Annotated in this window: 32 protein-coding genes; 10 read left to right on the plus strand and 22 right to left on the minus strand. The window is 59.5% G+C overall.

From position 1 onward, the window contains the following. Positions 1–6: 6 nt before the first annotated feature. Genes coaBC through moeB form a run of 3 tightly spaced genes read left to right on the plus strand, consistent with a single transcriptional unit; the run spans position 7 to position 2,482 of the window. Positions 7–1,230, plus strand: coding sequence for a bifunctional phosphopantothenoylcysteine decarboxylase/phosphopantothenate--cysteine ligase CoaBC (gene coaBC, locus WCJ41_RS04610; protein WP_336904660.1), 1,224 nt, complete (start codon positions 7–9; stop codon positions 1,228–1,230). Beyond that, positions 1,227–1,667 carry a dUTP diphosphatase gene (gene dut, locus WCJ41_RS04615; RefSeq protein ID WP_336904661.1) on the plus strand — a complete coding sequence of 147 codons (441 nt, stop codon included), beginning with the start codon at positions 1,227–1,229 and terminating at the stop codon, positions 1,665–1,667. Before coaBC ends, dut begins: the two co-directional genes overlap by 4 nt. After that, complete coding sequence (gene moeB, locus WCJ41_RS04620) at positions 1,667–2,482, plus strand: molybdopterin-synthase adenylyltransferase MoeB (RefSeq protein WP_336904662.1); 816 nt, start codon at positions 1,667–1,669, stop codon at positions 2,480–2,482. Before dut ends, moeB begins: the two co-directional genes overlap by 1 nt. Here moeB and WCJ41_RS04625 read toward each other — a convergent pair. From WCJ41_RS04625 to fabA, 4 genes are read right to left on the minus strand one after another with little or no spacing between them, the layout of a single operon-like run. Beyond that, positions 2,479–2,838, minus strand: coding sequence for a carboxymuconolactone decarboxylase family protein (locus WCJ41_RS04625; protein WP_336904663.1), 360 nt, complete (start codon positions 2,836–2,838; stop codon positions 2,479–2,481). The genes moeB and WCJ41_RS04625 overlap by 4 nt on opposite strands. A gap of 42 nt (positions 2,839–2,880) precedes the next feature. Then, positions 2,881–3,687: an enoyl-ACP reductase FabI gene (gene fabI, locus WCJ41_RS04630; protein ID WP_336904664.1), complete on the minus strand. Its 807-nt coding sequence runs from the start codon at positions 3,685–3,687 to the stop codon at positions 2,881–2,883. A gap of 22 nt (positions 3,688–3,709) precedes the next feature. After that, on the minus strand, positions 3,710–4,921 hold the full coding sequence (fabB, locus tag WCJ41_RS04635; RefSeq protein WP_336904665.1) for a beta-ketoacyl-ACP synthase I: 1,212 nt from the start codon (positions 4,919–4,921) through the stop codon (positions 3,710–3,712). Between the two features lie 14 nt (positions 4,922–4,935). After that, a complete protein-coding gene (fabA, locus tag WCJ41_RS04640; RefSeq protein ID WP_336904666.1) occupies positions 4,936–5,448 on the minus strand; it encodes a 3-hydroxyacyl-[acyl-carrier-protein] dehydratase FabA in 513 nt (170 codons plus the stop codon). A gap of 155 nt (positions 5,449–5,603) precedes the next feature. Here fabA and irrA point away from each other — a divergent pair, with 155 nt between their 5' ends. Continuing rightward, the gene (gene irrA, locus WCJ41_RS04645) at positions 5,604–6,020 is read left to right on the plus strand and encodes an iron response transcriptional regulator IrrA (protein ID WP_336904667.1); all 417 of its coding nucleotides are present in this window, start codon (positions 5,604–5,606) and stop codon (positions 6,018–6,020) included. A 4-nt stretch (positions 6,021–6,024) separates the two neighbouring features. Here irrA and WCJ41_RS04650 read toward each other — a convergent pair whose 3' ends face one another. Together WCJ41_RS04650 and WCJ41_RS04655 are read right to left on the minus strand one after the other, a co-directional pair. Continuing rightward, positions 6,025–6,903, minus strand: a complete 879-nt coding sequence (locus WCJ41_RS04650; RefSeq protein ID WP_336904668.1) for a bifunctional helix-turn-helix domain-containing protein/methylated-DNA--[protein]-cysteine S-methyltransferase — start codon at positions 6,901–6,903, stop codon at positions 6,025–6,027. 48 nt (positions 6,904–6,951) lie between these two features. Then, entirely contained in the window at positions 6,952–7,428 is a 477-nt protein-coding gene (locus WCJ41_RS04655) for a DUF2244 domain-containing protein (protein WP_336904669.1), read from the minus strand. Here WCJ41_RS04655 and nth point away from each other — a divergent pair. Further along, positions 7,381–8,130 (plus strand): endonuclease III, encoded by a 750-nt coding sequence (nth, locus tag WCJ41_RS04660; protein ID WP_336904670.1) that lies wholly within the window; start codon positions 7,381–7,383, stop codon positions 8,128–8,130. The genes WCJ41_RS04655 and nth overlap by 48 nt on opposite strands. Here the strand turns inward: nth and WCJ41_RS04665 are convergent. Continuing rightward, positions 8,102–8,746: an EI24 domain-containing protein gene (locus WCJ41_RS04665; protein ID WP_336904671.1), complete on the minus strand. Its 645-nt coding sequence runs from the start codon at positions 8,744–8,746 to the stop codon at positions 8,102–8,104. The genes nth and WCJ41_RS04665 overlap by 29 nt on opposite strands. A gap of 95 nt (positions 8,747–8,841) precedes the next feature. Between WCJ41_RS04665 and WCJ41_RS04670 the strand changes: the two genes are divergently transcribed. Beyond that, positions 8,842–9,837: an adenosine kinase gene (locus WCJ41_RS04670; RefSeq protein WP_336904672.1), complete on the plus strand. Its 996-nt coding sequence runs from the start codon at positions 8,842–8,844 to the stop codon at positions 9,835–9,837. On the opposite strand, the gene coaA is transcribed toward WCJ41_RS04670, so the two are convergent. Genes coaA through hisB form a run of 7 tightly spaced genes read right to left on the minus strand, consistent with a single transcriptional unit; the run spans position 9,832 to position 14,308 of the window. Continuing rightward, positions 9,832–10,782 (minus strand): type I pantothenate kinase, encoded by a 951-nt coding sequence (gene coaA / locus WCJ41_RS04675; RefSeq protein ID WP_336904673.1) that lies wholly within the window; start codon positions 10,780–10,782, stop codon positions 9,832–9,834. The two genes, WCJ41_RS04670 and coaA, sit on opposite strands and share 6 nt — an antisense overlap. A 3-nt stretch (positions 10,783–10,785) precedes the next feature. Further along, positions 10,786–11,118 carry a phosphoribosyl-ATP diphosphatase gene (locus WCJ41_RS04680; protein WP_336904674.1) on the minus strand — a complete coding sequence of 111 codons (333 nt, stop codon included), beginning with the start codon at positions 11,116–11,118 and terminating at the stop codon, positions 10,786–10,788. Positions 11,119–11,128: 10 nt separating this feature from the next. Further along, positions 11,129–11,890, minus strand: coding sequence for an imidazole glycerol phosphate synthase subunit HisF (gene hisF / locus WCJ41_RS04685; protein ID WP_336904675.1), 762 nt, complete (start codon positions 11,888–11,890; stop codon positions 11,129–11,131). Then, positions 11,890–12,621: a 1-(5-phosphoribosyl)-5-[(5-phosphoribosylamino)methylideneamino]imidazole-4-carboxamide isomerase gene (hisA, locus tag WCJ41_RS04690; protein ID WP_336904676.1), complete on the minus strand. Its 732-nt coding sequence runs from the start codon at positions 12,619–12,621 to the stop codon at positions 11,890–11,892. Before hisA ends, hisF begins: the two co-directional genes overlap by 1 nt. After that, positions 12,618–13,268 (minus strand): imidazole glycerol phosphate synthase subunit HisH, encoded by a 651-nt coding sequence (gene hisH / locus WCJ41_RS04695; RefSeq protein ID WP_336904677.1) that lies wholly within the window; start codon positions 13,266–13,268, stop codon positions 12,618–12,620. The genes hisA and hisH overlap by 4 nt, the downstream gene beginning before the upstream one ends. Positions 13,269–13,277: 9 nt before the next feature. Beyond that, positions 13,278–13,715, minus strand: coding sequence for a DUF2628 domain-containing protein (locus WCJ41_RS04700; RefSeq protein ID WP_336904678.1), 438 nt, complete (start codon positions 13,713–13,715; stop codon positions 13,278–13,280). Then, positions 13,715–14,308, minus strand: coding sequence for an imidazoleglycerol-phosphate dehydratase HisB (gene hisB, locus WCJ41_RS04705; protein WP_336904679.1), 594 nt, complete (start codon positions 14,306–14,308; stop codon positions 13,715–13,717). Before hisB ends, WCJ41_RS04700 begins: the two co-directional genes overlap by 1 nt. Before the next feature lie 131 nt (positions 14,309–14,439). Here hisB and hslV point away from each other — a divergent pair, with 131 nt between their 5' ends. Then, positions 14,440–14,988 (plus strand): ATP-dependent protease subunit HslV, encoded by a 549-nt coding sequence (gene hslV, locus WCJ41_RS04710; RefSeq protein WP_336904680.1) that lies wholly within the window; start codon positions 14,440–14,442, stop codon positions 14,986–14,988. 14 nt (positions 14,989–15,002) lie between these two features. After that, positions 15,003–16,301, plus strand: coding sequence for an ATP-dependent protease ATPase subunit HslU (gene hslU, locus WCJ41_RS04715; RefSeq protein WP_336904681.1), 1,299 nt, complete (start codon positions 15,003–15,005; stop codon positions 16,299–16,301). On the opposite strand, the gene WCJ41_RS04720 is transcribed toward hslU, so the two are convergent. Genes WCJ41_RS04720 through WCJ41_RS04735 form a run of 4 tightly spaced genes read right to left on the minus strand, consistent with a single transcriptional unit; the run spans position 16,291 to position 19,112 of the window. After that, complete coding sequence (locus WCJ41_RS04720) at positions 16,291–16,662, minus strand: helix-turn-helix domain-containing protein (protein WP_336904682.1); 372 nt, start codon at positions 16,660–16,662, stop codon at positions 16,291–16,293. The genes hslU and WCJ41_RS04720 overlap by 11 nt on opposite strands. Next, positions 16,659–17,231: a Smr/MutS family protein gene (locus WCJ41_RS04725; RefSeq protein ID WP_336904683.1), complete on the minus strand. Its 573-nt coding sequence runs from the start codon at positions 17,229–17,231 to the stop codon at positions 16,659–16,661. The genes WCJ41_RS04720 and WCJ41_RS04725 overlap by 4 nt, the downstream gene beginning before the upstream one ends. Further along, entirely contained in the window at positions 17,228–18,325 is a 1,098-nt protein-coding gene (locus WCJ41_RS04730; RefSeq protein WP_336904684.1) for an MltA domain-containing protein, read from the minus strand. Before WCJ41_RS04730 ends, WCJ41_RS04725 begins: the two co-directional genes overlap by 4 nt. 16 nt (positions 18,326–18,341) lie before the next feature. Next, positions 18,342–19,112 (minus strand): Tim44/TimA family putative adaptor protein, encoded by a 771-nt coding sequence (locus tag WCJ41_RS04735; RefSeq protein ID WP_336904685.1) that lies wholly within the window; start codon positions 19,110–19,112, stop codon positions 18,342–18,344. Between the two features lie 63 nt (positions 19,113–19,175). Between WCJ41_RS04735 and WCJ41_RS04740 the strand changes: the two genes are divergently transcribed. Further along, positions 19,176–19,628, plus strand: a complete 453-nt coding sequence (locus WCJ41_RS04740) for an FxsA family protein (protein WP_336904686.1) — start codon at positions 19,176–19,178, stop codon at positions 19,626–19,628. Positions 19,629–19,703: 75 nt separating this feature from the next. Further along, the gene (secB, locus tag WCJ41_RS04745) at positions 19,704–20,222 is read left to right on the plus strand and encodes a protein-export chaperone SecB (protein WP_336904731.1); all 519 of its coding nucleotides are present in this window, start codon (positions 19,704–19,706) and stop codon (positions 20,220–20,222) included. 1 nt (position 20,223) lies between these two features. On the opposite strand, the gene dnaQ is transcribed toward secB, so the two are convergent. From dnaQ to WCJ41_RS04765, 4 genes are read right to left on the minus strand one after another with little or no spacing between them, the layout of a single operon-like run. Next, positions 20,224–20,916, minus strand: coding sequence for a DNA polymerase III subunit epsilon (gene dnaQ / locus WCJ41_RS04750; RefSeq protein WP_336904732.1), 693 nt, complete (start codon positions 20,914–20,916; stop codon positions 20,224–20,226). A 5-nt stretch (positions 20,917–20,921) separates the two neighbouring features. After that, positions 20,922–21,518 (minus strand): dephospho-CoA kinase, encoded by a 597-nt coding sequence (coaE, locus tag WCJ41_RS04755; protein ID WP_336904687.1) that lies wholly within the window; start codon positions 21,516–21,518, stop codon positions 20,922–20,924. Next, positions 21,515–22,354 carry a shikimate dehydrogenase gene (locus tag WCJ41_RS04760; protein ID WP_336904688.1) on the minus strand — a complete coding sequence of 280 codons (840 nt, stop codon included), beginning with the start codon at positions 22,352–22,354 and terminating at the stop codon, positions 21,515–21,517. The genes coaE and WCJ41_RS04760 overlap by 4 nt, the downstream gene beginning before the upstream one ends. Further along, a complete protein-coding gene (locus WCJ41_RS04765) occupies positions 22,351–22,935 on the minus strand; it encodes a Maf family nucleotide pyrophosphatase (protein WP_336904689.1) in 585 nt (194 codons plus the stop codon). Before WCJ41_RS04765 ends, WCJ41_RS04760 begins: the two co-directional genes overlap by 4 nt.

Below are 22,935 nucleotides of genomic sequence, written 5' to 3' on the forward strand. Positions count from 1 at the left end.
AGGGCCATGACATCGCTTGCGGGAAAATCCGTTCTCCTCATCGTTGGCGGCGGCATCGCCGCCTACAAGGCGCACGAGCTCGTCCGCCTGCTGAAAACCCGGGGCGCCACCGTGCGCATCATACTGACCAAGGCCGCTGAGCAGTTCGTGACGCCATTGTCGCTCTCCTCGCTTTCGGGCGAGAAGGTCTACACCTCGCTCTTCAGCCTCACGGACGAGATCGAGATGGGCCACATCCAGCTCTCGCGTTCGGCTGACCTTGTGGTCGTGGCGCCTGCCACCGCGGACCTGATGGCCAAGATGGCCCACGGCCTTGCCGATGATCTCGCTTCCACTGCCCTGTTGGCCACCGACAAGCGGGTGCTTGCTGCGCCCGCCATGAATGTTCGGATGTGGAGTCATGCCGCGACCGAGCGCAATGTCGAGAGCCTGAAGCACGACGGCGTCAGCATTGTCGGCCCGAACGAAGGTGAGATGGCCTGCGGCGAGTTCGGTCCCGGTCGCATGGCCGAACCCAACCAAATCCTCACCGCTATCGTCGAAATGCTGAAGCCAAGGGCCCAGCCGCTCGCTGGCAAGAAGGTGTTGATCACTGCTGGCCCAACGCGCGAGCCGATCGATCCAGTACGCTTCATCTCCAACCACTCCTCCGGCAAGCAGGGCTATGCGATTGCCAAGGCTGCCGCGGGACTTGGCGCCGAAACTGTGTTGGTGTCTGGCCCTGTCTCCCTGCCCATCCCGCCCGGTGTCCAGGTGATGCCTGTCGAGACCGCACAGGAGATGCTGGACATCTGCGAAGGTGAAATTCCGGTCGACATTGCGATCTTCACTGCTGCCGTCGCTGACTGGCGCGTCGTGACCGAATCGTCTGAAAAGCTCAAAAAAACGGGTGGCGCGGCACCGAACCTGACGCTTGCCGAGAACCCCGATATTCTCGCCACCATCGCGCGAAGCGCCAAACGTCCCCGTATTGTCGTCGGCTTTGCCGCCGAGACTGAGCATGTGACAGAACACGCGGTCCAGAAACTGGAGAAGAAAGGGTGCGACCTGATCGTCGCCAATGACGTGAGCAGAACCTCCGGCGTGTTCGGCGGCGACCGCAACACGGTTCACCTCGTCTCCGTCTCCGGCGTGGAGGATTGGCCAAATATGAGCAAGGACGAAGTTGCGCAGAAGCTGATGGAGCGCCTTGCCCAGATGCTGGTGCCGCAGCAGAAGGCCGTAGAATGACTCGCGTGGAAATCAAACGACTTCCTAACAACGACAATCTTCCGTTGCCCGGATACGAAACGGCGGGAGCGGCCGGCATGGATCTGCGCGCAGCAGAGAGCCTGACGCTGAAGCCCGGTGCGCGACACCTCGTCCCAACCGGACTGTCCATTGCCTTGCCGCAAGGCTTTGAAGCACAGGTGCGGCCACGCTCGGGCCTCGCGGTGAAATACGGCATAACAGTACTGAATTCACCTGGTACCATCGACTGTGACTATCGCGGCGAGGTGAAGGTGCCGCTCATCAATCACGGACAGGATGACTTCGTCATCGCCCGTGGTGACCGCATCGCACAAATGGTGATCGCACCCGTCACTCGGATCAGCTGGTCGGAGGTCGACAAGCTGGACGATACGACACGCGGATCGGGGGGTTTCGGATCCTCGGGTCAGCGCTGATGGCGCTGTCACCCGACGAGATCGAACGTTATGCGCGGCACCTCGTCCTGCATGAGGTGGGTGGCCCCGGACAAAACAGGCTGAAAGAAGCGAAGGTCCTGGTTATCGGTGCTGGCGGCATTGGGGCACCGCTGCTCTACTACCTGGCGGCTGCCGGCATCGGCACCATCGGCATTATCGACCATGATACGGTCAGCCTCTCCAATCTACAGCGCCAGATCATCCACACCACCGCGCGCGCAGGCCTTGCGAAGACATCCAGCGCCCGCGAGACGATGCAAGGCCTTAATCCGCATGTGCATGTGGTCGAGCATGCCTACCGCATCACAGCTGAAAACGCACTCGAAGTGATCTCTGGCTATGATATCGTTGCCGATGGCTGCGACAACTTCCCCACACGCTATCTGGTCAGCGACGCATGCTATTTTGCAAAGAAGACGCTGGTTTCAGCTGCGGTCGGCCAGTTCGACGGGCAGCTCTCTACCTTCAAACCCCATGAATTCTCACCCGATGGCACGCCATGGCCAACTTACCGCTGCCTGATGGGCGAGTTGCCGCCGCGTGGGTTGTTCCCCGCATGCGAAGAGGCCGGCATCCTCGGCGCGCTTCCGGGCGTTCTCGGCTCCATGCAGGCGATGGAGGTCATCAAGGAAGTCCTCGGCATCGGAGACAGCCTGGCCGGACGCCTGCTAATGTATGATGCGTTAGCCACCCGCTTCTTTGAGACACGGCTAGCCTGGAATCCGGGCAATATGCTGACAGGCGACCATCCCAGTATCACTTCTCTGCAGCAGTCGAATTATATCGACCGCTAGGCACCCCCGGTCTTGGCGGGCGCCAACTGCCCATAGGCATCCAACGCATGCGCGGCATACATAGCACTCGGGCCGGCACCCATGTAGATGGCCATACCGAGAGTCTCGAGGATCTCCTCCCACGTCGCGCCCCGGAGCGCTGCGGCCTTGGTGTGGAAGGCGATGCAGTCGTCGCAGCGCGTAGCCACGCCTATGGCGAGCGCGATCAACTCCTTGGTCTTGGTATCCAGCGCACTAGGCTTCAGGGCCGCCTGGGCGATGGCAGAGAAGCCCTTCATCACATCAGGCGCGCCATCACGCAGATCGCGCAATGGCGTGGACAAATCAGCGATTAGGTTCTTCCAGTCCTTGCTCATGAAACACTCCCTTGTCTGAAGCGCTTCCTTAGCCGGATGCGATCAACCCGCCTTGACCTCGCTCAAATCGTTCTTGAGGTCGTCGGGCCGAGGCATTGATATAATGTTATAGCCCGAATCAACATAATGGATCTCACCGGTCACACCGCCAGACAGAGGAGACAGCAGGTAGAGGCCGGCACCACCTACCTCGTCCAACGTTATGGTGCGGCGTAGCGGGGCGTGGTCCTGCTGATAACTGAACATGGCGCGCGCATCGCCGATTCCAGCTCCGGCCAAAGTGCGCATGGGGCCGGCCGATATGGCGTTCACGCGAATACCCTGCGGGCCGTAATCTGCCGCAAGGTAGCGGACGGAAGACTCGAGCGCCGCCTTGGCAACACCCATCACGTTGTAATTCGGCATGACGCGCACCGAACCGCCATAGGTAAGTGTCACCAACGATCCACCGTTCGGCATCAGCGCGGCTGCACGCTTTGCGATTTCGGTGAAGGAGAAGCACGAGATCACCATGGTGCGGATGAAGTTCTCGCGCGTCGTATCGGCGTACTTTCCCTTCAGCTCGTTCTTGTCGGAGAAGGCGATGGCATGCACCACGAAATCGATGCTGCCCCACGTCTGCTTCAACTCATCAAAGACGAAATCAACTGTGTGAACATCCTCGACGTCACAGGGCAGAAGCACGGAAGAGCCAACAGACTCTGCGAGCGGCTTCACGCGCTTGCCAAAAGCCTCACCCTGATAGGTGAATGCGAGTTCTGCGCCGTGCTTGTGGAGTTGCTGGGCAATACCCCAGGCAATCGAGTGGTCGTTCGCGACACCCATGATGAGTCCGCGGCGGCCCGCCATCAGAGAATTGGTCATGTTCAGATCAGCCGTTATAGCGCTGGAAGACAAGGGTTGCGTTGGTGCCGCCGAAGCCAAAGCTGTTGGACATCACCGTATCGATCTTGGCGTTGTCGATGCGCTTGCGCACGATCGGCACACCGGCGAATTCGGGGTCGAGCTCCTCGATGTTGGCGCTCTCGCAGATGAAATTGTTCTTCATCATGAGGATTGCATAGATCGCCTCCTGCACGCCAACCGCGCCGAGCGAATGCCCGGTCAGGGACTTGGTGCTGGAAATGGGCGGGATGTTGTTACCGAAGACGGCGCGAATCGCTTCGATCTCCTTCTTGTCACCGATCGGTGTCGAAGTGCCGTGGGGGTTGATGTAGTCGATGGTGCCCACTCCGTTCAGCGCCTGCTTCATGCAACGGATGGCGCCTTCGCCCGACGGCTGCACCATGTCATAGCCATCCGAGGTGGCGCCATAGCCAATTAGTTCGCCATAGATCTTGGCGCCCCGTGCCTTGGCGTGCTCGAGCTCCTCCAGCACCACGGTGCCGGCACCACCTGCGATGACGAAGCCATCGCGGTTCTTGTCATAGGCGCGCGAAGCCTTGGCAGGCGTGTCGTTGTACTTCGACGACATTGCGCCCATCGCGTCGAACAGCACGGAGAGCGTCCAGTCAAGCTCTTCGCCGCCGCCCGCGAACATCACGTCTTGCTTGCCCCACTGAATCAACTCCGCCGCATTGCCGATGCAATGTGCCGAGGTGGCGCAGGCAGACGAAATCGAATAATTTACGCCGCGGATGCCGAAGGGCGTCGCGAGCGTTGCCGAGTTGGTGCTCGACATCGAGGCGGGAACCGCGAAGGGGCCGACACGCTTGGGGCCCTTCTCGCGGGTGGTATCGGCTGCCTGCACAATCGTACGGGTCGACGGGCCGCCGGAACCCATGATGATGCCGGTGCGGTCGTTCTTAACGTTTGGTTCTTCGAGGCCGGAATCGACTATTGCCTGCTGCATGGCTGCATAATTCCACGCAGCACCATCGCCCATGAAGCGGCGGACCCGGCGATCGACGCTCTCGAGATCAAATGTAGGTGCGCCATGCACCTGGCAACGGAAGCCAAGTCTTTCGTAATCCGCTGCCTTCACGATGCCGGACTTGGCATCGAACAGCGAGTTCAGGACCTCCTGAACATTGTTGCCGATGCTCGACACGATGCCGAGGCCAGTGACGACGACTCGCCGCATAATGACTTCCTTTCTCAGGTCGTGGGCTGGAACAGCCCGACCTTCATATCGGTAACCTGATAGACCATTTCGCCATCGGCCTTCATGATTCCGTTCGATACCGCCATCTTGAGCCTGCGCAAGATAAGGCGGGTGACTTCGACTTCATAGGTCACCTTCTTGACGATTGGCGTAACCATGCCCGAGAGCTTCACCTCGCCCACGCCAAGCGCGCGACCGCGGCCTGGTTCGCCCAGCCAACCGAGGAAGAAACCAGTCATCTGCCATAAGGCGTCGAGGCCAAGGCAACCGGGCATTACTGGGTCGCCCTGGAAATGACAACCAAAAAACCAGAGATCCGGCTTGATGTCGAATTCAGCTACAATCTTGCCAAGGCCGGCTGCGCCGCCTTCCTTGGAAATTTCGGTGATGCGGTCAAACATGAGCATGGGGGGCAACGGCAGCTGGGCGTTTCCGGGCCCGAAGAGTTCACCACGCCCACAGGCCAGGAGATCCTCGTAATCGTAGCTCGATTTCGGTTCGTTCATTCTGAGTCTGGTCCCAAACTTTACCGGCCTGACCCGGCTTTGCCGTTCCTATCACATGGAAATAACGGGTCCAAGCCCGCTTTCGGCTGGGTTTCACTGCCCCACTGGCGCCAAGATTGCCTTGCTTAAGAGGTTTCGCGTATAAGGGGCGCAACATGAACTTGCAGGATACCGCATTGGCTGAGCGCCTGAGGCTGGCGGGGCTACGCCCCACCCGGCAGCGCCTCTCCTTGGCGGCCATCCTGTTCGGCGCCGGAGACCGCCACGTGAGCGCAGAAAGCCTCCACCAGGAGGCACTGGCAGCACAGATCGATGTATCGCTGGCCACAGTCTACAACACCCTGAACCAGTTCAAGGCAGCGAGGCTGCTGCGCGAAGTTGCATTCGAAGGCGACCGGACCTTCTTCGACACCAACACCTCGAATCATTTTCACTACTACATCGAGGAAACCGATTCTCTCGTTGATATTGGCACTGAGGACCTAGAAGTTCTGGGCCTGCCGCCGCTGCCGCCCGGCACTGAGATCGACCGGGTCGACATCATCATCCGGCTGCGCAAGAGCGCCCGCTGAGAGTTTAGGCGGCCCGGCTGCCGCCGGTCAGCAGCCCCGCTTCCCACCCGAGAATCGCCTGCTTTCGTGTCAGGCCCCAATGGTAGCCGCACAGACTGCCGGACTTGCCCAGAACACGATGACAGGGCACCACGAAGGATATCGGGTTACGCCCCACCGCTGCACCTACGGCACGGGACGCCTTGGGACTGCCAATATGTCCGGCAATGTGGGAATAGGTGGTAGCGCTGCCCAGAGGGATCTTCAGCAACGTCTGCCAAACCCTGGTTTCGAACTCGGTGCCGATGAACACGATGCGCAAAGGCTGTTCTGCCTTCCAACGCCCGGGATTGAAGATGCGGGCCACTGGTCCGGCAGTTGCTGCAGCGTCCTCCACGAACCGAGCCTCCGGCCATCGGCTGCGCATGTCGACGAGACTCGCGTCCTCCTGGCCCGCATCGGCGAAGGCGAGGCCACAAATACCCTGATCTGTCATCATCAGGAGCACCTTGCCGAAGGGGCAGTCATGGAAACCATAGCTGATGGTGAGGCCCTTGCCGCGCGCCTTGTAGGCTCCGGGAGTCATGCCCTCATGGGTGACAAACAAGTCATGCAGTCGGCCGGGACCGGACAACCCCACCTCATAGCTGGTCTCGAGCACGCTGGCTGAATCACGCAACAGCTTGCGGGCCTGGTCGATGGTGAGGGCCTGGACAAAGGCCTTGGGGCTCAGGCCGGCCCAGCGCATGAACAGGCGTTGCAGGTGGGCCGCACTCAGGCCGTTGCGCTCCGCAAGCAGATCTAGGGAAGGCTGCTCGCGCCAATGTTCGCGGAGATAGTCGAGGTTCTGCCGGACCAGCTCATAATCCCGGGCAGCTTCCTTGAAGGTGATCACGTTTTCCATGTGTCCGAAACTAAACCCGCCCGATCCGCTTTCCCACCCGAAAGCTGATCAGATGCGCGGAATTGCAAGTGCGGTTTTCAGTGCCTTAGCCAGCGTCTTGCGTTCCTCGGGCGCCAGAAACTCCCCGATTGCCACCCGGGTTCGCCCCGAGATCAGCAACAAGCTTCCGATCAGTTCTCGTTCCGTGTCCTCCTGCAACTCAACCCGAACCCATCGACGCACGAAACGCTGCTGCTGAGGGGGCAGTTTTTCGCTCACCCGGTCGAGCACCAGTTCATGTTCGGTGATGGAGATCCTCTCCAGCTTTCTGGCATCGGCAAAATTGGCCTTGAAGGCCCACCACACCAACAGAACGTCCAGCCCGGCAAAGCCCGCAATCGGCCAGGCTCCAAGTGCCACGAACATGCCGGCCACAATGAGGTTGATGGCTACCACGAGCCCCATGAGGACGAGAAAGCCTTGCTTCGTGAGGCTGCGATGCGGCGTCAGCGTTGCCTGCCAGACTTTACTGTTGCTGTCATCCATATCGCTGTTCTACCCCAAGGGCTGCAAGGGAACACCGGACCGATGGCCAAAGCAAGCCGCCTCAAGCCTGATGAAGTGGAGGAAATCTTCCGCCGTTTTCAGGCCGCCAACCCTGAACCAAAGGGTGAACTCCATCATATGAACCCCTATACCCTGCTGGTTGCCGTGGTGCTCTCGGCGCAGGCAACCGACGAAGGTGTGAACAAGGCCACCAGACCGTTGTTCGCCATTGCTGACACCCCCCAGAAAATGGTTTCTCTAGGCGAAGATACGGTTCGAGAGGCAGTGAAGACCATCGGGCTCTTCCGCGGCAAGGCAAAGAACGTAATCCTTCTGTCGCAGCAACTGATCGACAAGCATGGAAGTGAGGTTCCTGACGACCGTGAGGCGCTCGAAGCCCTTCCTGGCGTGGGCCGAAAGACGGCGAATGTGGTGCTGAACATTGCCTTCGGGCATCCGACAATCGCTGTCGATACGCACTTGTTCCGTGTCGGCAATCGGACGGGGCTCGCACCGGGCAAGACACCCCTAGAGGTCGAAATGAAGCTTCTGAAGGTGGTGCCCAAGGCTTATGGACGCCATGCCCACCACTGGCTGATCCTGCACGGCCGCTATATCTGCAAGGCGCGCAAACCCGAATGCTGGCGCTGCCCCATCTCCGACATATGCCGGTTCAAGCCGAAGACGCCTGAACCGACTTGAACAGGTGGGTAAAGTAAGCGGTCGAGAACAGGGGTACCGTCAGGTTCACGAAGGGAACAATCGACAGAAGGGCGGGCAAAAGGGCCGCAACGAAGATTTTCGGACTGTTCTCCTTGCGCAAGATCTTCGCCTCTTCCAAGGGCATGTGTCGCATCGCTACCATCTCGAAATACTCACGTCCGATCAAATAGGCATTGGCTGCCACCAGCACGAAGGCGCCTACCCCAAAAAATACCATTGGCAGCACCGCCAGGTTCACCACCAGGACGACAGCGAAGAACTGAAGTGAAATCAGGATGGCCCGGCCTATCGGCAATGGTGTTCCCCGCGGGTCCCATGGGTAATGACGCGCTTCGACCTTTTCCGCGATCTGGTCCAAAAACAGACCGGCAAAGGCAGCTGTCACCGGCGACATCAGGAAAAAGAAGGCCACCAGAAGGGCAAGCCCGGTGCCCAACTCGACCAGACGATCTGCCCAGGGCCATGAAAAATGGGTGAAACTGGCGATCATCACCTCCGCAATCACGAGTACGGCGATGAACAGCGCGATCGTTAGCCCCAATGCCTTGAAAAGGACGGAGCGGAATTCGGGGGAGACCAGGTCACCAATGGCCATGAACGCGGATTTCAACATGTCCAAAACGTAATCACCCCGGCTTGCCAGCGCAGGCGGCCTTCGCTAGGGCGTGAGGATCAAGCAAGGAGATTTCCATGACGGCTTCCGATTTCGACGTCCTCTGCATCGGCAACGCGATCGTCGATGTGATCGCTCGGGTGGGCGAGGATTTTGTATCCCGTCACGGGCTGGTGAAAGGCTCGATGAACCTGATCGATGAGGCCCGGGCGGAACAGCTCTACGCCGACATGGGACAGGCGATTGAGGTCTCCGGCGGTTCGGCCGGCAACACGGCAGCAGGGGTTGCCTCGCTGGGCGGCAGGGCCGCCTATTTCGGCAAGGTAAAAGCAGATCAGCTGGGCTCGATCTTCCGCCATGACATGCGCGCGCAAGGCGTGGCATTTGATACACCGCCTGCCCCTGACGGCCCAGCCACAGCCCGCTCTTTCATCCTGGTCACGCCGGACAGCGAGCGCACCATGAATACCTATCTTGGTGCGTGCGTAAATTTCACCACCGCCGACGTGGATAGGAACGTCGTGGAAGCCGCGCAGGTGACCTACATGGAAGGCTACCTTTGGGACCGCCCGGAAGCCAAGGAAGCTTTCAAGTTGGCGGCAAAGATCGCTCGTACTGCGGGCCGGAAGACCTCGATCACCTTGTCCGACTCCTTCTGTGTCGAACGTCACCGGGATAGCTTCCTTGATCTGATCCGCAATGACATCGACATCGTCTTTGCCAATGAAACCGAGATCAAGTCGCTCTACCAAACCCAGGACTTCGATAGCGCAATAAGGGCCATTGCGATAGACTGTCCCATCGCCATCATGACGCGGTCAGAGAAGGGCTGTGTCATCGTAAGGGGTGACGAGGTGCATGCGAGCCCAGCATATCCGGTGAGCCAGGTCATCGACGTGACCGGTGCCGGTGACCTTTTCGCCGCCGGTTTCCTCTATGGCTTCACGAATGGGAAGTCGCTCTACGGGTCGGCTCGCTTGGGGTCCATGGCAGCAGCCGAAGTGATTTCGCACATCGGTGCGCGGCCCGAAGTGAAACTGCGTGCCCATGCTGACAAGCTCGGGCTTCTATAACTTCCGGAGGAAGACGCTGCGGATAAAATGATCCGCACCTTTGCGCAGCACAAGGTCGGCGCGCGGGCGGGTGGGCAGGATGTTTTCCCGCAGGTTCACGAGATTGATGGTGTCCCAGATGCGCGTCGCCGTCTCGCGCGACTCCTTGTCCGAGAGCGTCGCATAGCGGTGGAAATAGGACTTGGGATTGCGGAAGGCACCATCGCGCAGTGTCAGGAAGCGTTCGATGTACCAAGTCCTGAGGTCGGACGTGTCAGCATCGATGTACACAGAGAAATCGAAGAAGTCCGACGTGTTCGGGATGCCTCGACCGTCACGCGGCGGGCGACCAGTCTGCAGGACGCTGACACCCTCCACGATCAGAATGTCAGGCTGATCGATGACCGCACGCTCATCCTTCAGCACGTCATAGGTAAGATGCGAATAGAGCGGGGCCGTGACATTGCGCTTGCCGGCCTTGATATCCGAAAGGAATCGCAAGATGGCCGGAAGGTCGTAGCTTTCGGGAAAACCTTTACGTGTCATCAACCCTTCGCGCTCGAGGATGTCGTTGGGCAAGAGGAAACCATCCGTCGTGACAAGGTCGACCTTTGGATGCTTGGGCCAGCGCGCCAGAAGGCGCTGAAGGATACGCGCAGTGGTGCTCTTGCCGACAGCAACGCTGCCGGCCATGCCGATCACATAGGGCACCTTGCGTTCACTAACATGGAGGAAATTATTGGTGGCGCGGAAGAGTCCCTGGGTTGCCGCGACATAGAGGTTGAGAAGTCGCGAGAGAGGCAGGTAGATCGTCTCGACCTCAGCGAGATCTATGCGATCATTGAGACCGCGCAACTCGTCGAGGTCCTTCTGGGTCAGCGTCATCGGCGTATCCGCGCGCAACGCCGACCATTCCTCGCGCGCAAAGCGGCGGAACGGTGAAACTTCCTTGACGAGTTCTTCCATCGGTCAATCCTTGGGGCGAGAAGCCCTTTCGTCAATTCCGCTCACGCCCTGACGGCGGGCGAGTTCGGCCATGACGTCCTGCAATTTGACATCAGATACCGTGAGAAGCACGAGCAGATGGTAGAGAACATCCGCGGCTTCCGCAGTGATATGGGTCCTGTCGCGCAACACTGATGCGAGCGCAAGCTCGACTGCCTCTTCACCGAGTTTCTTGGCGCATTTCTCTACGCCCTGCGCAAGGAGCTTCGCCGTGTAGGATGTCTGGGGCGAAGCCTGCTTGCGACTTTCAATCTCATCCGCGAGAGCGGTCAGAACATTGAGCCGATAATCGGTCATAAGCCTCGTCCTAGTTGAGCCGCACGGGAATGCCGGCAGCAGAAAGGTGCCGCTTGGCTTCACCGATGGAATAGATTCCGAAGTGGAAAATCGATGCTGCGAGCACAGCGGCAGCATGGCCGTCGCGAATGCCATCAACAAGGTGATCGAGCGTTCCGACACCGCCCGAGGCAATGACTGGGACCGGGACCTTATCGGCGATCATTCGCGTGAGCTTGATATCGAAGCCCTTTCCGGTGCCGTCCCGATCCATGGACGTGAGCAGTATTTCACCGGCTCCGAGCGAGGTGACCTCGCGCGCGAAGTCCACCGCGTCGATGCCGGTAGGCTTGCGGCCGCCATGGGTGAATATCTCCCATTTGCCTGGCGACACTTGTTTGGCGTCGATGGCGACAACAACGCACTGGGCGCCGAATTTCTGCGCCGCCTGACGCACGAAGTCACGATTGGCGACTGCCGCTGAATTGATCGACACCTTGTCGGCACCCGCAAGCAGCAGTTTGCGGATGTCATCCAGCGTTCTCACGCCGCCGCCTACAGTGAGCGGCATGAAGCAGGCTTCTGCCGTGCGCTGCACCACGTCAAAGATGATTCCGCGGTTCTCGTGGGTGGCTGTAATGTCGAGAAAGCAGAGTTCGTCGGCTCCCGCTGCGTCATAGGCCTTGGCGATCTCGACGGGGTCGCCTGCATCGCGCAGGTCGACGAAGTTGACACCCTTGACGACGCGGCCGTCCTTCACGTCGAGGCAGGGAATGAGCCGGGCCTTGAGCATCAGCTGGTTCTCCGCATGAGGCGAAGTGCTTCGGCAACGTCGATCCGGCCATCGTATAGCGCCCGCCCGGAAATCGCACCTTCCAGGATTTGGCAGTCAGGCTGCACCAGACGGTGAAAGTCAGCCATCGAGGCAAGTCCGCCGCTGGCAATAACCGGGATCGCTACTGACCGTGCAAGCTCAAGTGTCGAGTCAATATTAAGACCCTTTAAAAGACCGTCCCGATCAATATCAGTGAAAATGATGGTAGCGACGCCGGCATCAGAAAACCGCCTTGCGAGATCGACTGCGGTCAGATCGGACGTTTCCGCCCACCCCTCCACGGCGACCCGGCCACCCTTTGCATCGATGCCGACGGCGATGCGGCCTGGAAACAACCGGCAGGCCTCGCGCACCAGAGCGGGGTCGCGCAGCGCCGCGGTGCCCAGAATGACCCGGCGAATGCCACTGGCGAGCCATGCTTCGATTTGGCCAAGAGTGCGAATGCCGCCGCCGAGCTGCACGGGCAGGTTGACAGAGCCGAGAATGGCCCTCACCGCAGCAGCGTTCACCGGTTTGCCCTCGAAGGCTCCGTTCAGATCCACAAGATGCAGCCATTCGAAGCCTTGAGCCTCGAAGCTTCGGGCCTGCGCGGCGGGATCGTCATTGAAGACGGTGGCTTGTGCCATGTCACCCAGCTTCAGCCGCACACACTGGCCGTCCTTCAGGTCGATGGCAGGAAACAGGATCATGGGCGCCACTTCAGAAAATTGGCGAGAAGGGTCAACCCCAGCATCTGGCTCTTCTCAGGGTGGAACTGGGTGCCAGCAATATTGTCATGACCGACCACTGCCGTAACGGTTTGGCCGTGCTCGGTCGTGGCGATCACATCGGACGTGCGCTCCGCGTCGAGGTGATAGGAATGGACGAAGTAGGCATGAAGGCCAGTTTCGCCCAATGGAAGGTCATCGAGCAGGGGATGGGTCCGTCTGAGGTCCAGCGTATTCCAGCCCATGTGCGGAATCTTGAAGGACGGGTCGCGTGGTGTGATCGGCTTCACATCACCTGCGATCCAGCCAAAGCCTTCGGACACATCATGCTCGAGCCCGCGGGACGCCATCAACTGCATGCCGACGCAAATGCCAAGGAAGGGCTTGCCCTTGACGATCACCTCGTCCTGAAGCGTCTGCCACAGGCCCGGCACGGCCATGAGCCCGTTTCTGCAATCCCTGAAGGCACCAACACCGGGTAGCACGAGCCGTTCCGCCCGACGCAGCACATCGGGATCCGAGGTGACATCGATGACGGTCTTGAGACCACTATCGAGCGCGGCGCGTTCAAAGGCCTTGGCTGCCGAATGAAGATTTCCGGACCCATAATCAATGATGGCGAGGCTCACGGCAGGGCCTCAAACATTGCCGAAAATGCCGAGCGTATCGTCATGCGCAGCGCGCAGTTGGGAAGTGGCAACTTTGGTTGCAACGGGCGCACGACCTGCGAAGTAGACGAGTTCTGCGGCTTCGCTGTTGCTGGCCTGGATCAGTCCGGTACGGCGGAAGCCCACCCGCTCAAGCGACTTCACCTGCAGGCTCCGTGCTTCGAAACCGAAAACCAGCGCGATGCCGAAGTTCAACAAGGCAGCCAGGCCCGAGCCGAGCAATTCAAGATTGGTGGCAACCGTCAGTGCCGAGGACAGAGCAAACAGTAACGCGGCGACGACCCACATGCGGTGCCAAAGCGCCCAAAGACCATTTAAAATCAGTGCACTCCAGGAGAAGCCCTCGGGCACGAAAGCCACTCGCTCCGCCTTGCCGTCAGGTGACTCAAGAACCGTGAAGAGTTTCATCAGCCTGCCAGCGTTCCCTTGGTCGAAGGAATCCTGTCCTTCTGACGTGGATCAACTTCGATCGCTTCACGCAGCGCACGCGCGAGTGCCTTGAAGCATGATTCCGCGATGTGATGATTGTTGTCGGCATAGAGCGTCTCGACATGCAGCGTGATGCCAGCGTTCATCGCGAAGGCCTGGAACCATTCGCGCACAAGCTCTGTGTCGAAGTCGCCGATCTTGGGGGCGGTGAAATTCACCTTCCAGACAAGGAAGGGACGGCCCGACACATCAATGGCGGCACGCGTCAGCGTCCCGTCCATCGGGAGGTGCAGGCTAGCGTAGCGGCGTATGCCCTTGCGGTCACCCAACGCCTTGGCCACAGCCTGGCCGATGGCGATCCCGGAATCCTCCGCCGTGTGGTGGAAGTCGATGTGCAGGTCACCATCAGCCTTCAGTGTCAGGTCTATCAGGGAATGACGCGACAGCTGTTCCAGCATGTGATCGAGGAAACCCACCCCTGTCTTGACGTCATAGGCACCGGTGCCATCGAGATCGACAACAGCGGAAATGCGGGTTTCGGTGGTCTTGCGGTCGATGGAGGCCATGCGCATCTGAGGGAAACGTCCAGCTGGATGATTGATGGGGCTCTTAGCAGATGCACCAGGAATTGGCCAAGGGGCTGCCTTTTCTTTGGGCTTCGGGCAGCCTACATGAGGCGGCAGGACTTCTGAAGGAGCCTCCCATGGCAGAGCCCATCATTTGGCACGGCACAACCATCCTCTCCGTCAGGAAGGGTGACAGGGTCGTCATCGCCGGCGACGGCCAGGTGAGCCTCGGCCAGACGGTGATCAAGGGAAATGCCCGCAAGGTGCGGCCTCTGGGCACCGGACAGGTGATTGGCGGCTTCGCAGGCGCGACCGCGGATGCCATGACACTGTTCGAAAGGCTCGAGTCGAAACTAGAACAATACCCCAGCCAGCTGACGCGTGCCTGCGTGGAGATGGCCAAGGACTGGCGTACCGACCGCTACCTGCGTCGGTTGGAGGCCATGATGATCGTCGCCGACAAGTCGGTGACCCTTGTCCTGACAGGCACGGGCGATGTTCTGGAGCCCGAGAACGGCATCATCGCCATCGGCTCAGGAGGCAACTATGCCCTGGCGGCTGCCCGCGCCCTTGCCGACAGCGACCTCGACGCCGAGACGATCGCCCGCAAGGCCATGGCAATTGCCGCGGAGATTTGCGTCTACACCAACCACAACCTGACGGTTGAAACCTTGGCTACCGCCTGACTGGAACACGATTGATGACTGACTTTTCACCGCGAGAGATCGTTTCTGAACTTGATCGACATATCGTCGGCCAGACCGACGCCAAACGCGCCGTGGCTATTGCTCTGCGCAACCGGTGGCGGCGAAAGCAGCTCGAAAATCCGCTGCGTGATGAGGTGATGCCGAAGAACATTCTCATGATTGGTCCAACCGGCGTGGGCAAGACAGAGATTGCTCGCAGGCTCGCCAGATTGGCAAATGCACCCTTCCTCAAGGTCGAGGCGACGAAATTCACCGAGGTGGGCTACGTCGGACGCGATGTCGATCAGATCGTACGGGACTTGCTTGAGTCCGGCATCGCCATGACGCGGGCAACGCGGCGCAAGGATGTGGAAGCACAGGCACAACTCAATGCCGAGCGCCGCGTGATCGAGGCGCTTGTTGGCGCCAATGCGTCTGAAACGACGCGCGAAGCTTTCCGTCGCAAGCTGCGCACGGGTGAACTGGACGACAAGGAGATCGAGGTCCAGGTCGCTGACACCGGAGCGGCAAGCTTCGAAATTCCGGGCATGCCCGGTTCAGCCAGTGTCGTGAATCTCTCCGACATGTTGGGCAAGGCCTTCGGCAGCCGGACCAAAGCACGGCGCATGAGCGTAAAGGCAAGCCATGAGGTGCTGCTTGCAGAGGAGGCCGACAAGCTTCTGGATCAGGATCAGATCGTGCAGGAAGCAATCGCGGCAGTCGAGCAGAACGGCATCGTCTTCCTCGACGAGATAGACAAGATATGCGCACGTTCCGAACGCCAGGGCGCGGATGTAAGCCGTGAGGGCGTGCAACGCGACCTGCTGCCACTGATCGAGGGCACCACTGTTTCGACCAAGCATGGACCAGTGAAGACGGACCATATCCTGTTCATCGCGTCGGGGGCGTTTCACATCGTAAAACCGTCAGACCTGTTGCCCGAACTTCAGGGTCGCCTACCCATTCGGGTGGAACTGAAAGCCCTCGACCGCATGGACCTCGAGCGCATCCTGACAGAACCCGAGGCGAGCCTGATCAAGCAATATCGTGCCTTGCTGAAGACGGAAGGCGTGACGCTCGACTTCACTGATGATGGTATTGGCGCCATTGCCCAGATTGCAGCTGACACGAATGGGGCGATCGAGAATATCGGGGCACGGCGCTTGCAGACGGTCATGGAACGGCTGCTCGATGAGGTGAGCTATGGTGCGCCTGATCGTTCTGGAGAGACGGTGGTCATCGACAGTACCTATGTCGAGGCCCATGTAGGCTCATTGGCAAGAAATGCCGACCTCTCGAAGTTCATCCTCTAGGCTTCTGACGCTTGCGGCTGAGTATGACCAGCAACTCGTCTAGCGTTGCCGCATCGAGTTTTCCGATCTCGTCACCCAGTCGGTTGGCCAGTTCGGTGGCCTTGGGATTGAGGCCTGATGTGTCGATGCTGATGCGCGGATGCGAGATGCGCGCAAGCCGTACGACCTCATCTGCCTCGTCCCAGATGATGTTGAAATAAGCGAGGATGCGCTGGATCAGATGCCATCCAGGCCGCCCGCGCTTGCCGTGTTCAAGCGCCGAGAGATAGGCTGAGGAAACGCCCAGAGACTCCGCCATTTGCTTCAGCGTGATGCCGCGCTCGGCGCGCAGCTTGCGCATCCTGTCACCGAAGGGCGTCATCGGTCCTCGCGGATGCGGCGCACACGAACATAATAGGCGCCGCCCCCACCGTGCTTCGGATGGGCAGGCTGGAAGCCCGCGACGAGGCTTCGGAATTCCGATTCATGGAACCACTCGGTCACCAGTCTGCGGAGACGCCCCGCACGCTCGGGTGCGTGAAAATGATCAGCGCCGTGCAGCGTGTGGCGTGAGTAGGGCGAGTCGCCCTTTCCGGTGATGACCAGCACATTGCGTGCGCCCATTGCCTGCACATCACGCAGGAAGCCCAGAAGATTGATGCGCGCCATTTCAATGCCCGTACCATGGAGGTCAAAGCGGCGCTCGATCTGTACCTGGCCACGGGTAAGACGTTGCGTTGTGCGGCGGTCAAGACCAGTGATTTGCGGAGGTGACTTGTGGAGGTGGGAGGGAACATGCACATGCGGTGCAGAGGGCAGGTTCACCAACTTCCTTGTTGGAAGCTTCATCGCCGTCGGCTTGGGGGTAGCTGCACGCGAGCGGGCACGCAGGGGCTTGATGGTTTTTGTGGCTTCGAGCCAGAGTTCGTAATCAGGTGGTTTGCGGCTCATCCGGGAACGCCCAGCTCTTCCGCCACATCGAGGGGAAGCAAGACCATCATTCGTCCGGCGCTTTTCATCGGACCTGCGATTTGCGCAGCAGCGTCACCAAAGCCCCAATAGACATCTCCGCGCGCCATGCCCTTGATGGCGCTGCCGGTATCCTGCGCGATAAGAAGTTGCCGGAAGGGAGCCATGGTACTCTCTGCCCCCAGGGGTGCCTCCGTGTCCAGCCAAACCGGTGTTCCGAACATCCACAACGCCCGGTCGACGGCAAGGCTGCGCCGTGGGGTAAGCTGAACATGCTGGGCGCCCAGTGCTCCGAGTTGGGAGTTTTCCAGATCGGCCTCGCGGAAGAACACAAAGGATTTGTTCTCCCACATCAGTTGTCGCGCTTGCTTGGGGTTCATCGCCATCCAGGCACGAATTGCCTGCATGGACATGCCATCTGCTGGCAGCACGCCGCGCTGTACAAGCAGGCCGCCGATGCCGGTATAGGCATGACCCGATTTCGCTGCGTAGGAGAGCCGCAGTGTTCCGCCATCAGCCAGGCGCACGCGGCCGGAGCCCTGAACCTGGATGAAGAATGCATCGGCCCAATCCCTGAGCCAGACGATCTCGAGACCCTGCCCCTGCAAGGCACCCTCTTCAATTTCGCGTCGGGTGAGATAGAGTTCGGGCTTGCCATCCAGGCGCCGACCATGGGAGAGACCCGTGTCAGCTGCCTCTCCTTCGCGAAAAGTCACGAGGTCAGGCGGGCGGCGATAAATGGGCACGTGAAATTCGGTGCTGCGCTTTCGGCTGCCAAACACCTCAGGTTCATAATAACCCGTGAACAGGCCTTCCGGCCGTTCCAGGTCATGGACTTGATAGGCACGAAACTTCCGTTCGAAAAACACACGCGGATCGCCTGCTTCAAATGCCGCAAGACAGGTGCTGCGCCAGGAGGATGGGCTTCCACCAAACTGTACCGGCCGATTGAAGCCTGTGCCCTGTTCCAGCATTTCGCGGCAGGAACGGCGAAAGGCATCGCGCGCGCCCTCGTGCCCATGGCCTTGCCAGTCATGGAGATCCGGGAACCTGACAAGAGAAAGTTGACCACTCATGCCGCAGACCTCGCGGTCAGGCCGGGGCCTCGGTGGCCACCAGCTTCCAGTTGGGATCGCGAGAGCCGACGTCACGCTCGAAGGTCCAGACGTCCGTTACCTGCCGGATTTCCTTGGGATCGCCGTCGATGATCTGCCCCGCTTTGTCATAGGTCGCGGAGATGAGCTCGCTGACGAACTCCATGGTGATGGATGCCTTGCGACCGTTGAGGCTCGCCTGCCGGATTACGGCCTTGTCGATGCCCACGAAGCGCGAGTCGACACGCTGCCCCTGGCTTACCCGCGTGTCGATAGCCCGAGAGAATCCATCAAGAACGTCCTTTGACAAAAGATTCTTGAGGGCCTGCTTGTCGCCCTTGGCATAGGCCTCGACGATCATTTCATAAGCGAGTTTGGCGCCGTCCACGAAGGAACGGGGCGTGAAGGTTGAATCATTCTCTGCCATCTGCCCGAGGGCTGTTGCCAAGGGCGATCCTTCTTCGGCAAAGCCCTTCCAAACTGGCGGTGGCGGTTCCCGGTCAGCATGGTCGTTGGCGGCAGCAACCGGCGCTTCAGGCAGTCGGGTAATGGGAGCACCGCCATCCTGCGTATCGGCGCGTTTCGATCCAAACAGATCGAACGGAGGCTTTTCTTGGCCCGTCCTCGTACCGAGCACAGAGCGAAGCCGCCAGAAAACCACGAGGGCCACGGCAAGCAGAAGAATGTTCAGTGGATCAAAACTCATTCCATCAACCAGTTGGAGGCTTCCAGGCTCAACTCGCCCGCGGAAACGAGACACCGCGTGCATTGATCCCTATATATAGCTCCGACCTCCACAGTCCAAGGCCAAAGGATAAAACCAGAGCACATCATGCGATCACTTCCGCTCCTGTTCATCGTCGCGGCAGCAGCCGAAATTATGTCCATCATCTGGGTGGGAAACCTGATCGGCGTGCTGCCGACCTTGCTGTTGATGTTGCTGGGCGGGATTGTGGGCGTGAAACTCATCAAATCGGCTGGATTGAGCGTTGCGGCTGCGCTTCGTGCACCCGTCCAGCCCTCCTCTCCCCTCACGAATCTGGGAGGGCAAGCCGCCGCTCAGAGCCTTTCAGGGATATTGTTCCTGCTCCCGGGCTTCTTCAGCGACCTGATGGGGCTCATGCTGTTCCTGCCGGTGGTCCGCAGCTGGCTTGGGTCCAAGTTCCGGGTCGATACCTACACAGCCACCCAGCCATCGAAAGACCACCGGTTCGGGCCTGTTATCGAGGCGGAAGCCGTCGAGATCACCGGAGAGATCGAGCCGCCGGACCGGTCGCTGAACTGAAAACCACAGTCTCTCCTGGCTTGCGGCTCCCGATTGCCCATGTTAGCGAGAGCCAAATCCAGCATGAGGCCCATGATGTCAAATACCCCGAAGTCGGACGTTGCGCCGGAAACCCTTGAAAACGGAGCCACAGCGGCCGGCGATCAGGGTGTGTCCAGCCAGGAGCAGCCTTCGCTCCGCATCCTTGGCCAGTATCTCAAGGACCTGAGCTTCGAGAATCCGAATGCGCCCCAGTCCCTCTCTCAGGAAGCGCAGCCGGAAATCAGCATTTCGGTCAACGTCAATGCCAGGCCGCTGGCGGCAAATGACTTCGAAGTTGAACTCCACCTCGATGCCAAGGCAACCTCACAGGACAAGGTGGCCTTCGCAGCTGAGCTCGTCTATGCGGGCACCTTCCGGCTCGAGAACTTCCCCCAGCAGCTTCTGCACCCGGCGATCCTGATCGAATGCCCGAGGCTGCTCTTCCCTTTCGCGCGCCAGATCCTGGCAGAAGCCACCCGGAATGGCGGATTCCCGCCGCTGATGCTCGATCCAATCGATTTCGCTGCCATGTACCAGCGCCGCATGCATCAGCAGACAGTGGGCCAGGCCTGAGCTAGTTCAGGCCCTGCCTCCACAAGGCGTGTTCGCCAAGCTGTGCCACAAAGTCAGCATGGGCAGCGCGCTCTGCCTCGGTCAGCCGTTGCGGAAGTGGACTGGGGCGCTGTCGCGCGATTTGGGCTGCAACCACCGTTGCAGCCTTTTTTGTAGCAGATGCCTCAAGAATGAGTGCGGTCTGCCGGCCACCGATCAGTTCAAGATAAACCTCGGCCAGCAATTCCGAGTCCAGCAATGCGCCATGCTTCGTCCGCTTGCTGTTGTCGATACCGTAGCGCCGACATAGTGCATCAAGGCTGTTGGAAGCGCCGGGATGCTTCTGCCGCGCAATGTGAAGCGTGTCGACAACGCGCTCAGACGGAATCGCGGGGAGCCGCAAGAAGCCAAGCTCGGCATTGACGAACGCCATGTCAAAGCTGGCATTGTGGATGATCAGAACGTCCTCGCCGATAAACTCGAGGAAATCCTGGGCAATTGCGGCGAAGACTGGTTTGTCCTTCAGAAAGGCGCTGGAAAGGCCATGGACGGCCTCTGCCTCTTTCGGCATGTCGCGTTCAGGGTTGATATAGACGTGGAAGGTCTGCCCCGTGGGCAGATGGTTGAGAAGTTCGACGGCACCAATTTCCACAATGCGGTCGCCCGTTGCCGGATCGAGTCCCGTGGTTTCAGTATCGAGGATGATCTCTCTCACCATGTTCATGCCTTCACCCTCGCTCTGATATCAGCAATAACCTCGTCGACCCTGCGCGCTGTATCGCCAAGGCTCACCGATGTGTCTATCACGTAGTCGGCCCGGGCGCGCTTTTCTGCATCGGGCATTTGCCGTGACAAAATGAAGTCAAGCTTCTCGGGCGTCATGCCAGGCCGAGCAAGAGCACGCTCGCGTTGAAGCACCGCACCGGCAGATACAACAATCAGAACGTCCACGTCCTTGTCGCGGCTCGTTTCAAACAGCAGTGGAATGTCGAGAACGGCGATGTCCGAACGCATAGCTGCTTCCGCGAGAAAGGTCATTTGGCGTGACTTCACCAGCGGGTGCACCACAGACTCGATTCTCTTGAGCAGCCTAGGATCAGCCTGAACCGTAGTCGCGAGCTTGCGGCGATCGACGCTGCCTTTAACAATTGCATCCGGCGCCAGTGCACGCAAGGGTTCCACGGCCGCGCCACCCACCGCATAGAGTTCATGGACGGCGGCATCGCTATCGAACACAGGGATACCGCGAGCCGCAAACATCTTTGCGGTCTCGCTCTTGCCCATGGCAATTGAGCCCGTGAGCCCCGCTACGATCACGGGGAAAAATCCGGATCGATATCGCGCGCTATGAGGTCGTGAAGCTCTTCTGTCACCACTGGCGTAACACCGAACCATAGCGAGAAGCCACGCACAGCCTGGTGCAACAGCATACCGAGACCTTCGACCACAATATTGCCGCGCACGGCAGCTTGCTCGAGAAGCTTCGTGCGGAGGGGTGTGTAGACGATGTCGGTGACAATCGTATCTTGGGAGAGTTGCGATAGGTCGATATCGAGTTCCGGCTGACCGGTCATTCCAAGCGATGTCGTATTGACCAGAAGGCTACAGCTGGCGAGCCTGTCTGGGATTTCATGCCATTCAATCGGAACGACACGCAGACCAAAGCGATTGCGGAGCTGCTGGGCCTTCTCGCGTGTGCGGTTTGCCACCACCACCCCTTCGGCACCTTGCTCAAGTATTGCATTCACCACGGCAAGGGACGCACCACCTGCACCGAGAACCATCGCTCTGCTTCCGGCTAGCCTCAGGCTGGGCGCATGTTGCCTCAAGCTATTGATGAAGCCTTCACCATCGGTGTTGGTGCCGAGCACTTTGCCGTGGCGAAGATAGACTGTATTCACTGCACCCAACCGCTCCGTCGTTTCATCTGCGCGCTCTACAAGATTGAAGACCGCTTCCTTGTGCGGGATCGTGACATTGCAGCCGGCGAAGCCAGCGCCATCTAGTCCGCCAATGAATCCCGCAAGCGAAGTTGGTTCAACCGGGTGGCGTGAATAGCTTCCATCGATGCCATATTTCTTCAACCAGTAACCATGGATGAGAGGCGAGCGTGAATGGCTTATGGGCCAACCGATGACGCAAGCCTTGATCACGTGCCAATCTCCCCAAGATCTCGCAGCTTCTCGAGTAGTGGGACGAGCGGAAGGCCAAGGATCGTGAAGTGATCGCCAGCAATGGACTTGAAGAGGTGCACGCCGCGACCCTCTATCTTGTATCCTCCCACGGAGGTCGTACAGTCATCTCCGATCGCATTAATGTAGTTATCCAAGAACTCATCGCTGTAGCTGCGCATTGAAAGACGCGCCGTGTCGCAATGTGTCCACAAGGTCTCGCCGTTCCGTGCCAGAACGACCGCAGAGATCAATTCATGGGTGCGTTCGCGCAATTCGAGAAGCTGCTCACGGCAATCTGCTCTGTCACCGGGTTTGCCATAAATCCTGTCGCCCATCGCGAGCACCTGATCGGCGCCAATGACAAAAGCGCCGGCATGGCTCTGCGAAACTTTTATTGCCTTGGCTTCGGCCAGCTTCAGAGCTGTTTCGTTGGGCTTCCAACGTGTGTTTGCAGCGATGAGCGCCTTCTCATCCACGCCTGGTGATGACGCTGTAAAAACGAGGCCGGCATTGGAAAGCATGGCTTGGCGTGTGGCGCTGGTAGAGGCGAGAATGATCAT

It is taken from the genome of Aestuariivirga sp. (genome assembly GCF_037139295.1).
Taxonomy (GTDB): domain Bacteria; phylum Pseudomonadota; class Alphaproteobacteria; order Rhizobiales; family Aestuariivirgaceae; genus Aestuariivirga.

What these genes read in the sequence shown, in the direction of transcription:
- coaA (WP_336904673.1), bottom strand. Translation starts at nt 10,782, where the DNA reads ATGGAAGAACTCGTCAAGGAAGTTTCACCGTTCCGCCGCTTTGCGCGC.
- hisA (WP_336904676.1), bottom strand. Translation starts at nt 12,621, where the DNA reads ATGATCCTGTTTCCTGCCATCGACCTGAAGGACGGCCAGTGTGTGCGG.
- WCJ41_RS04765 (WP_336904689.1), bottom strand. Translation starts at nt 22,935, where the DNA reads ATGATCATTCTCGCCTCTACCAGCGCCACACGCCAAGCCATGCTTTCC.
- hisF (WP_336904675.1), bottom strand. Translation starts at nt 11,890, where the DNA reads ATGCTCAAGGCCCGGCTCATTCCCTGCCTCGACGTGAAGGACGGCCGC.
- WCJ41_RS04665 (WP_336904671.1), bottom strand. Translation starts at nt 8,746, where the DNA reads ATGGCCATTGGTGACCTGGTCTCCCCCGAATTCCGCTCCGTCCTTTTC.
- WCJ41_RS04700 (WP_336904678.1), bottom strand. Translation starts at nt 13,715, where the DNA reads ATGAAACTCTTCACGGTTCTTGAGTCACCTGACGGCAAGGCGGAGCGA.
- WCJ41_RS04735 (WP_336904685.1), bottom strand. Translation starts at nt 19,112, where the DNA reads ATGCACGCGGTGTCTCGTTTCCGCGGGCGAGTTGAGCCTGGAAGCCTC.
- hslU (WP_336904681.1), top strand. Translation starts at nt 15,003, where the DNA reads ATGACTGACTTTTCACCGCGAGAGATCGTTTCTGAACTTGATCGACAT.
- secB (WP_336904731.1), top strand. Translation starts at nt 19,704, where the DNA reads ATGTCAAATACCCCGAAGTCGGACGTTGCGCCGGAAACCCTTGAAAAC.
- WCJ41_RS04655 (WP_336904669.1), bottom strand. Translation starts at nt 7,428, where the DNA reads ATGGATGACAGCAACAGTAAAGTCTGGCAGGCAACGCTGACGCCGCAT.
- dut (WP_336904661.1), top strand. Translation starts at nt 1,227, where the DNA reads ATGACTCGCGTGGAAATCAAACGACTTCCTAACAACGACAATCTTCCG.
- fabA (WP_336904666.1), bottom strand. Translation starts at nt 5,448, where the DNA reads ATGAACGAACCGAAATCGAGCTACGATTACGAGGATCTCCTGGCCTGT.
- WCJ41_RS04670 (WP_336904672.1), top strand. Translation starts at nt 8,842, where the DNA reads ATGACGGCTTCCGATTTCGACGTCCTCTGCATCGGCAACGCGATCGTC.
- nth (WP_336904670.1), top strand. Translation starts at nt 7,381, where the DNA reads ATGCGGCGTCAGCGTTGCCTGCCAGACTTTACTGTTGCTGTCATCCAT.
- WCJ41_RS04720 (WP_336904682.1), bottom strand. Translation starts at nt 16,662, where the DNA reads ATGACGCCCTTCGGTGACAGGATGCGCAAGCTGCGCGCCGAGCGCGGC.
- fabB (WP_336904665.1), bottom strand. Translation starts at nt 4,921, where the DNA reads ATGCGGCGAGTCGTCGTCACTGGCCTCGGCATCGTGTCGAGCATCGGC.
- WCJ41_RS04625 (WP_336904663.1), bottom strand. Translation starts at nt 2,838, where the DNA reads ATGAGCAAGGACTGGAAGAACCTAATCGCTGATTTGTCCACGCCATTG.
- hslV (WP_336904680.1), top strand. Translation starts at nt 14,440, where the DNA reads ATGGCAGAGCCCATCATTTGGCACGGCACAACCATCCTCTCCGTCAGG.
- WCJ41_RS04730 (WP_336904684.1), bottom strand. Translation starts at nt 18,325, where the DNA reads ATGAGTGGTCAACTTTCTCTTGTCAGGTTCCCGGATCTCCATGACTGG.
- irrA (WP_336904667.1), top strand. Translation starts at nt 5,604, where the DNA reads ATGAACTTGCAGGATACCGCATTGGCTGAGCGCCTGAGGCTGGCGGGG.
- WCJ41_RS04740 (WP_336904686.1), top strand. Translation starts at nt 19,176, where the DNA reads ATGCGATCACTTCCGCTCCTGTTCATCGTCGCGGCAGCAGCCGAAATT.
- moeB (WP_336904662.1), top strand. Translation starts at nt 1,667, where the DNA reads ATGGCGCTGTCACCCGACGAGATCGAACGTTATGCGCGGCACCTCGTC.
- hisB (WP_336904679.1), bottom strand. Translation starts at nt 14,308, where the DNA reads ATGCGCATGGCCTCCATCGACCGCAAGACCACCGAAACCCGCATTTCC.
- WCJ41_RS04650 (WP_336904668.1), bottom strand. Translation starts at nt 6,903, where the DNA reads ATGGAAAACGTGATCACCTTCAAGGAAGCTGCCCGGGATTATGAGCTG.
- coaBC (WP_336904660.1), top strand. Translation starts at nt 7, where the DNA reads ATGACATCGCTTGCGGGAAAATCCGTTCTCCTCATCGTTGGCGGCGGC.
- WCJ41_RS04680 (WP_336904674.1), bottom strand. Translation starts at nt 11,118, where the DNA reads ATGACCGATTATCGGCTCAATGTTCTGACCGCTCTCGCGGATGAGATT.
- fabI (WP_336904664.1), bottom strand. Translation starts at nt 3,687, where the DNA reads ATGGCGGGCCGCCGCGGACTCATCATGGGTGTCGCGAACGACCACTCG.
- WCJ41_RS04725 (WP_336904683.1), bottom strand. Translation starts at nt 17,231, where the DNA reads ATGAGCCGCAAACCACCTGATTACGAACTCTGGCTCGAAGCCACAAAA.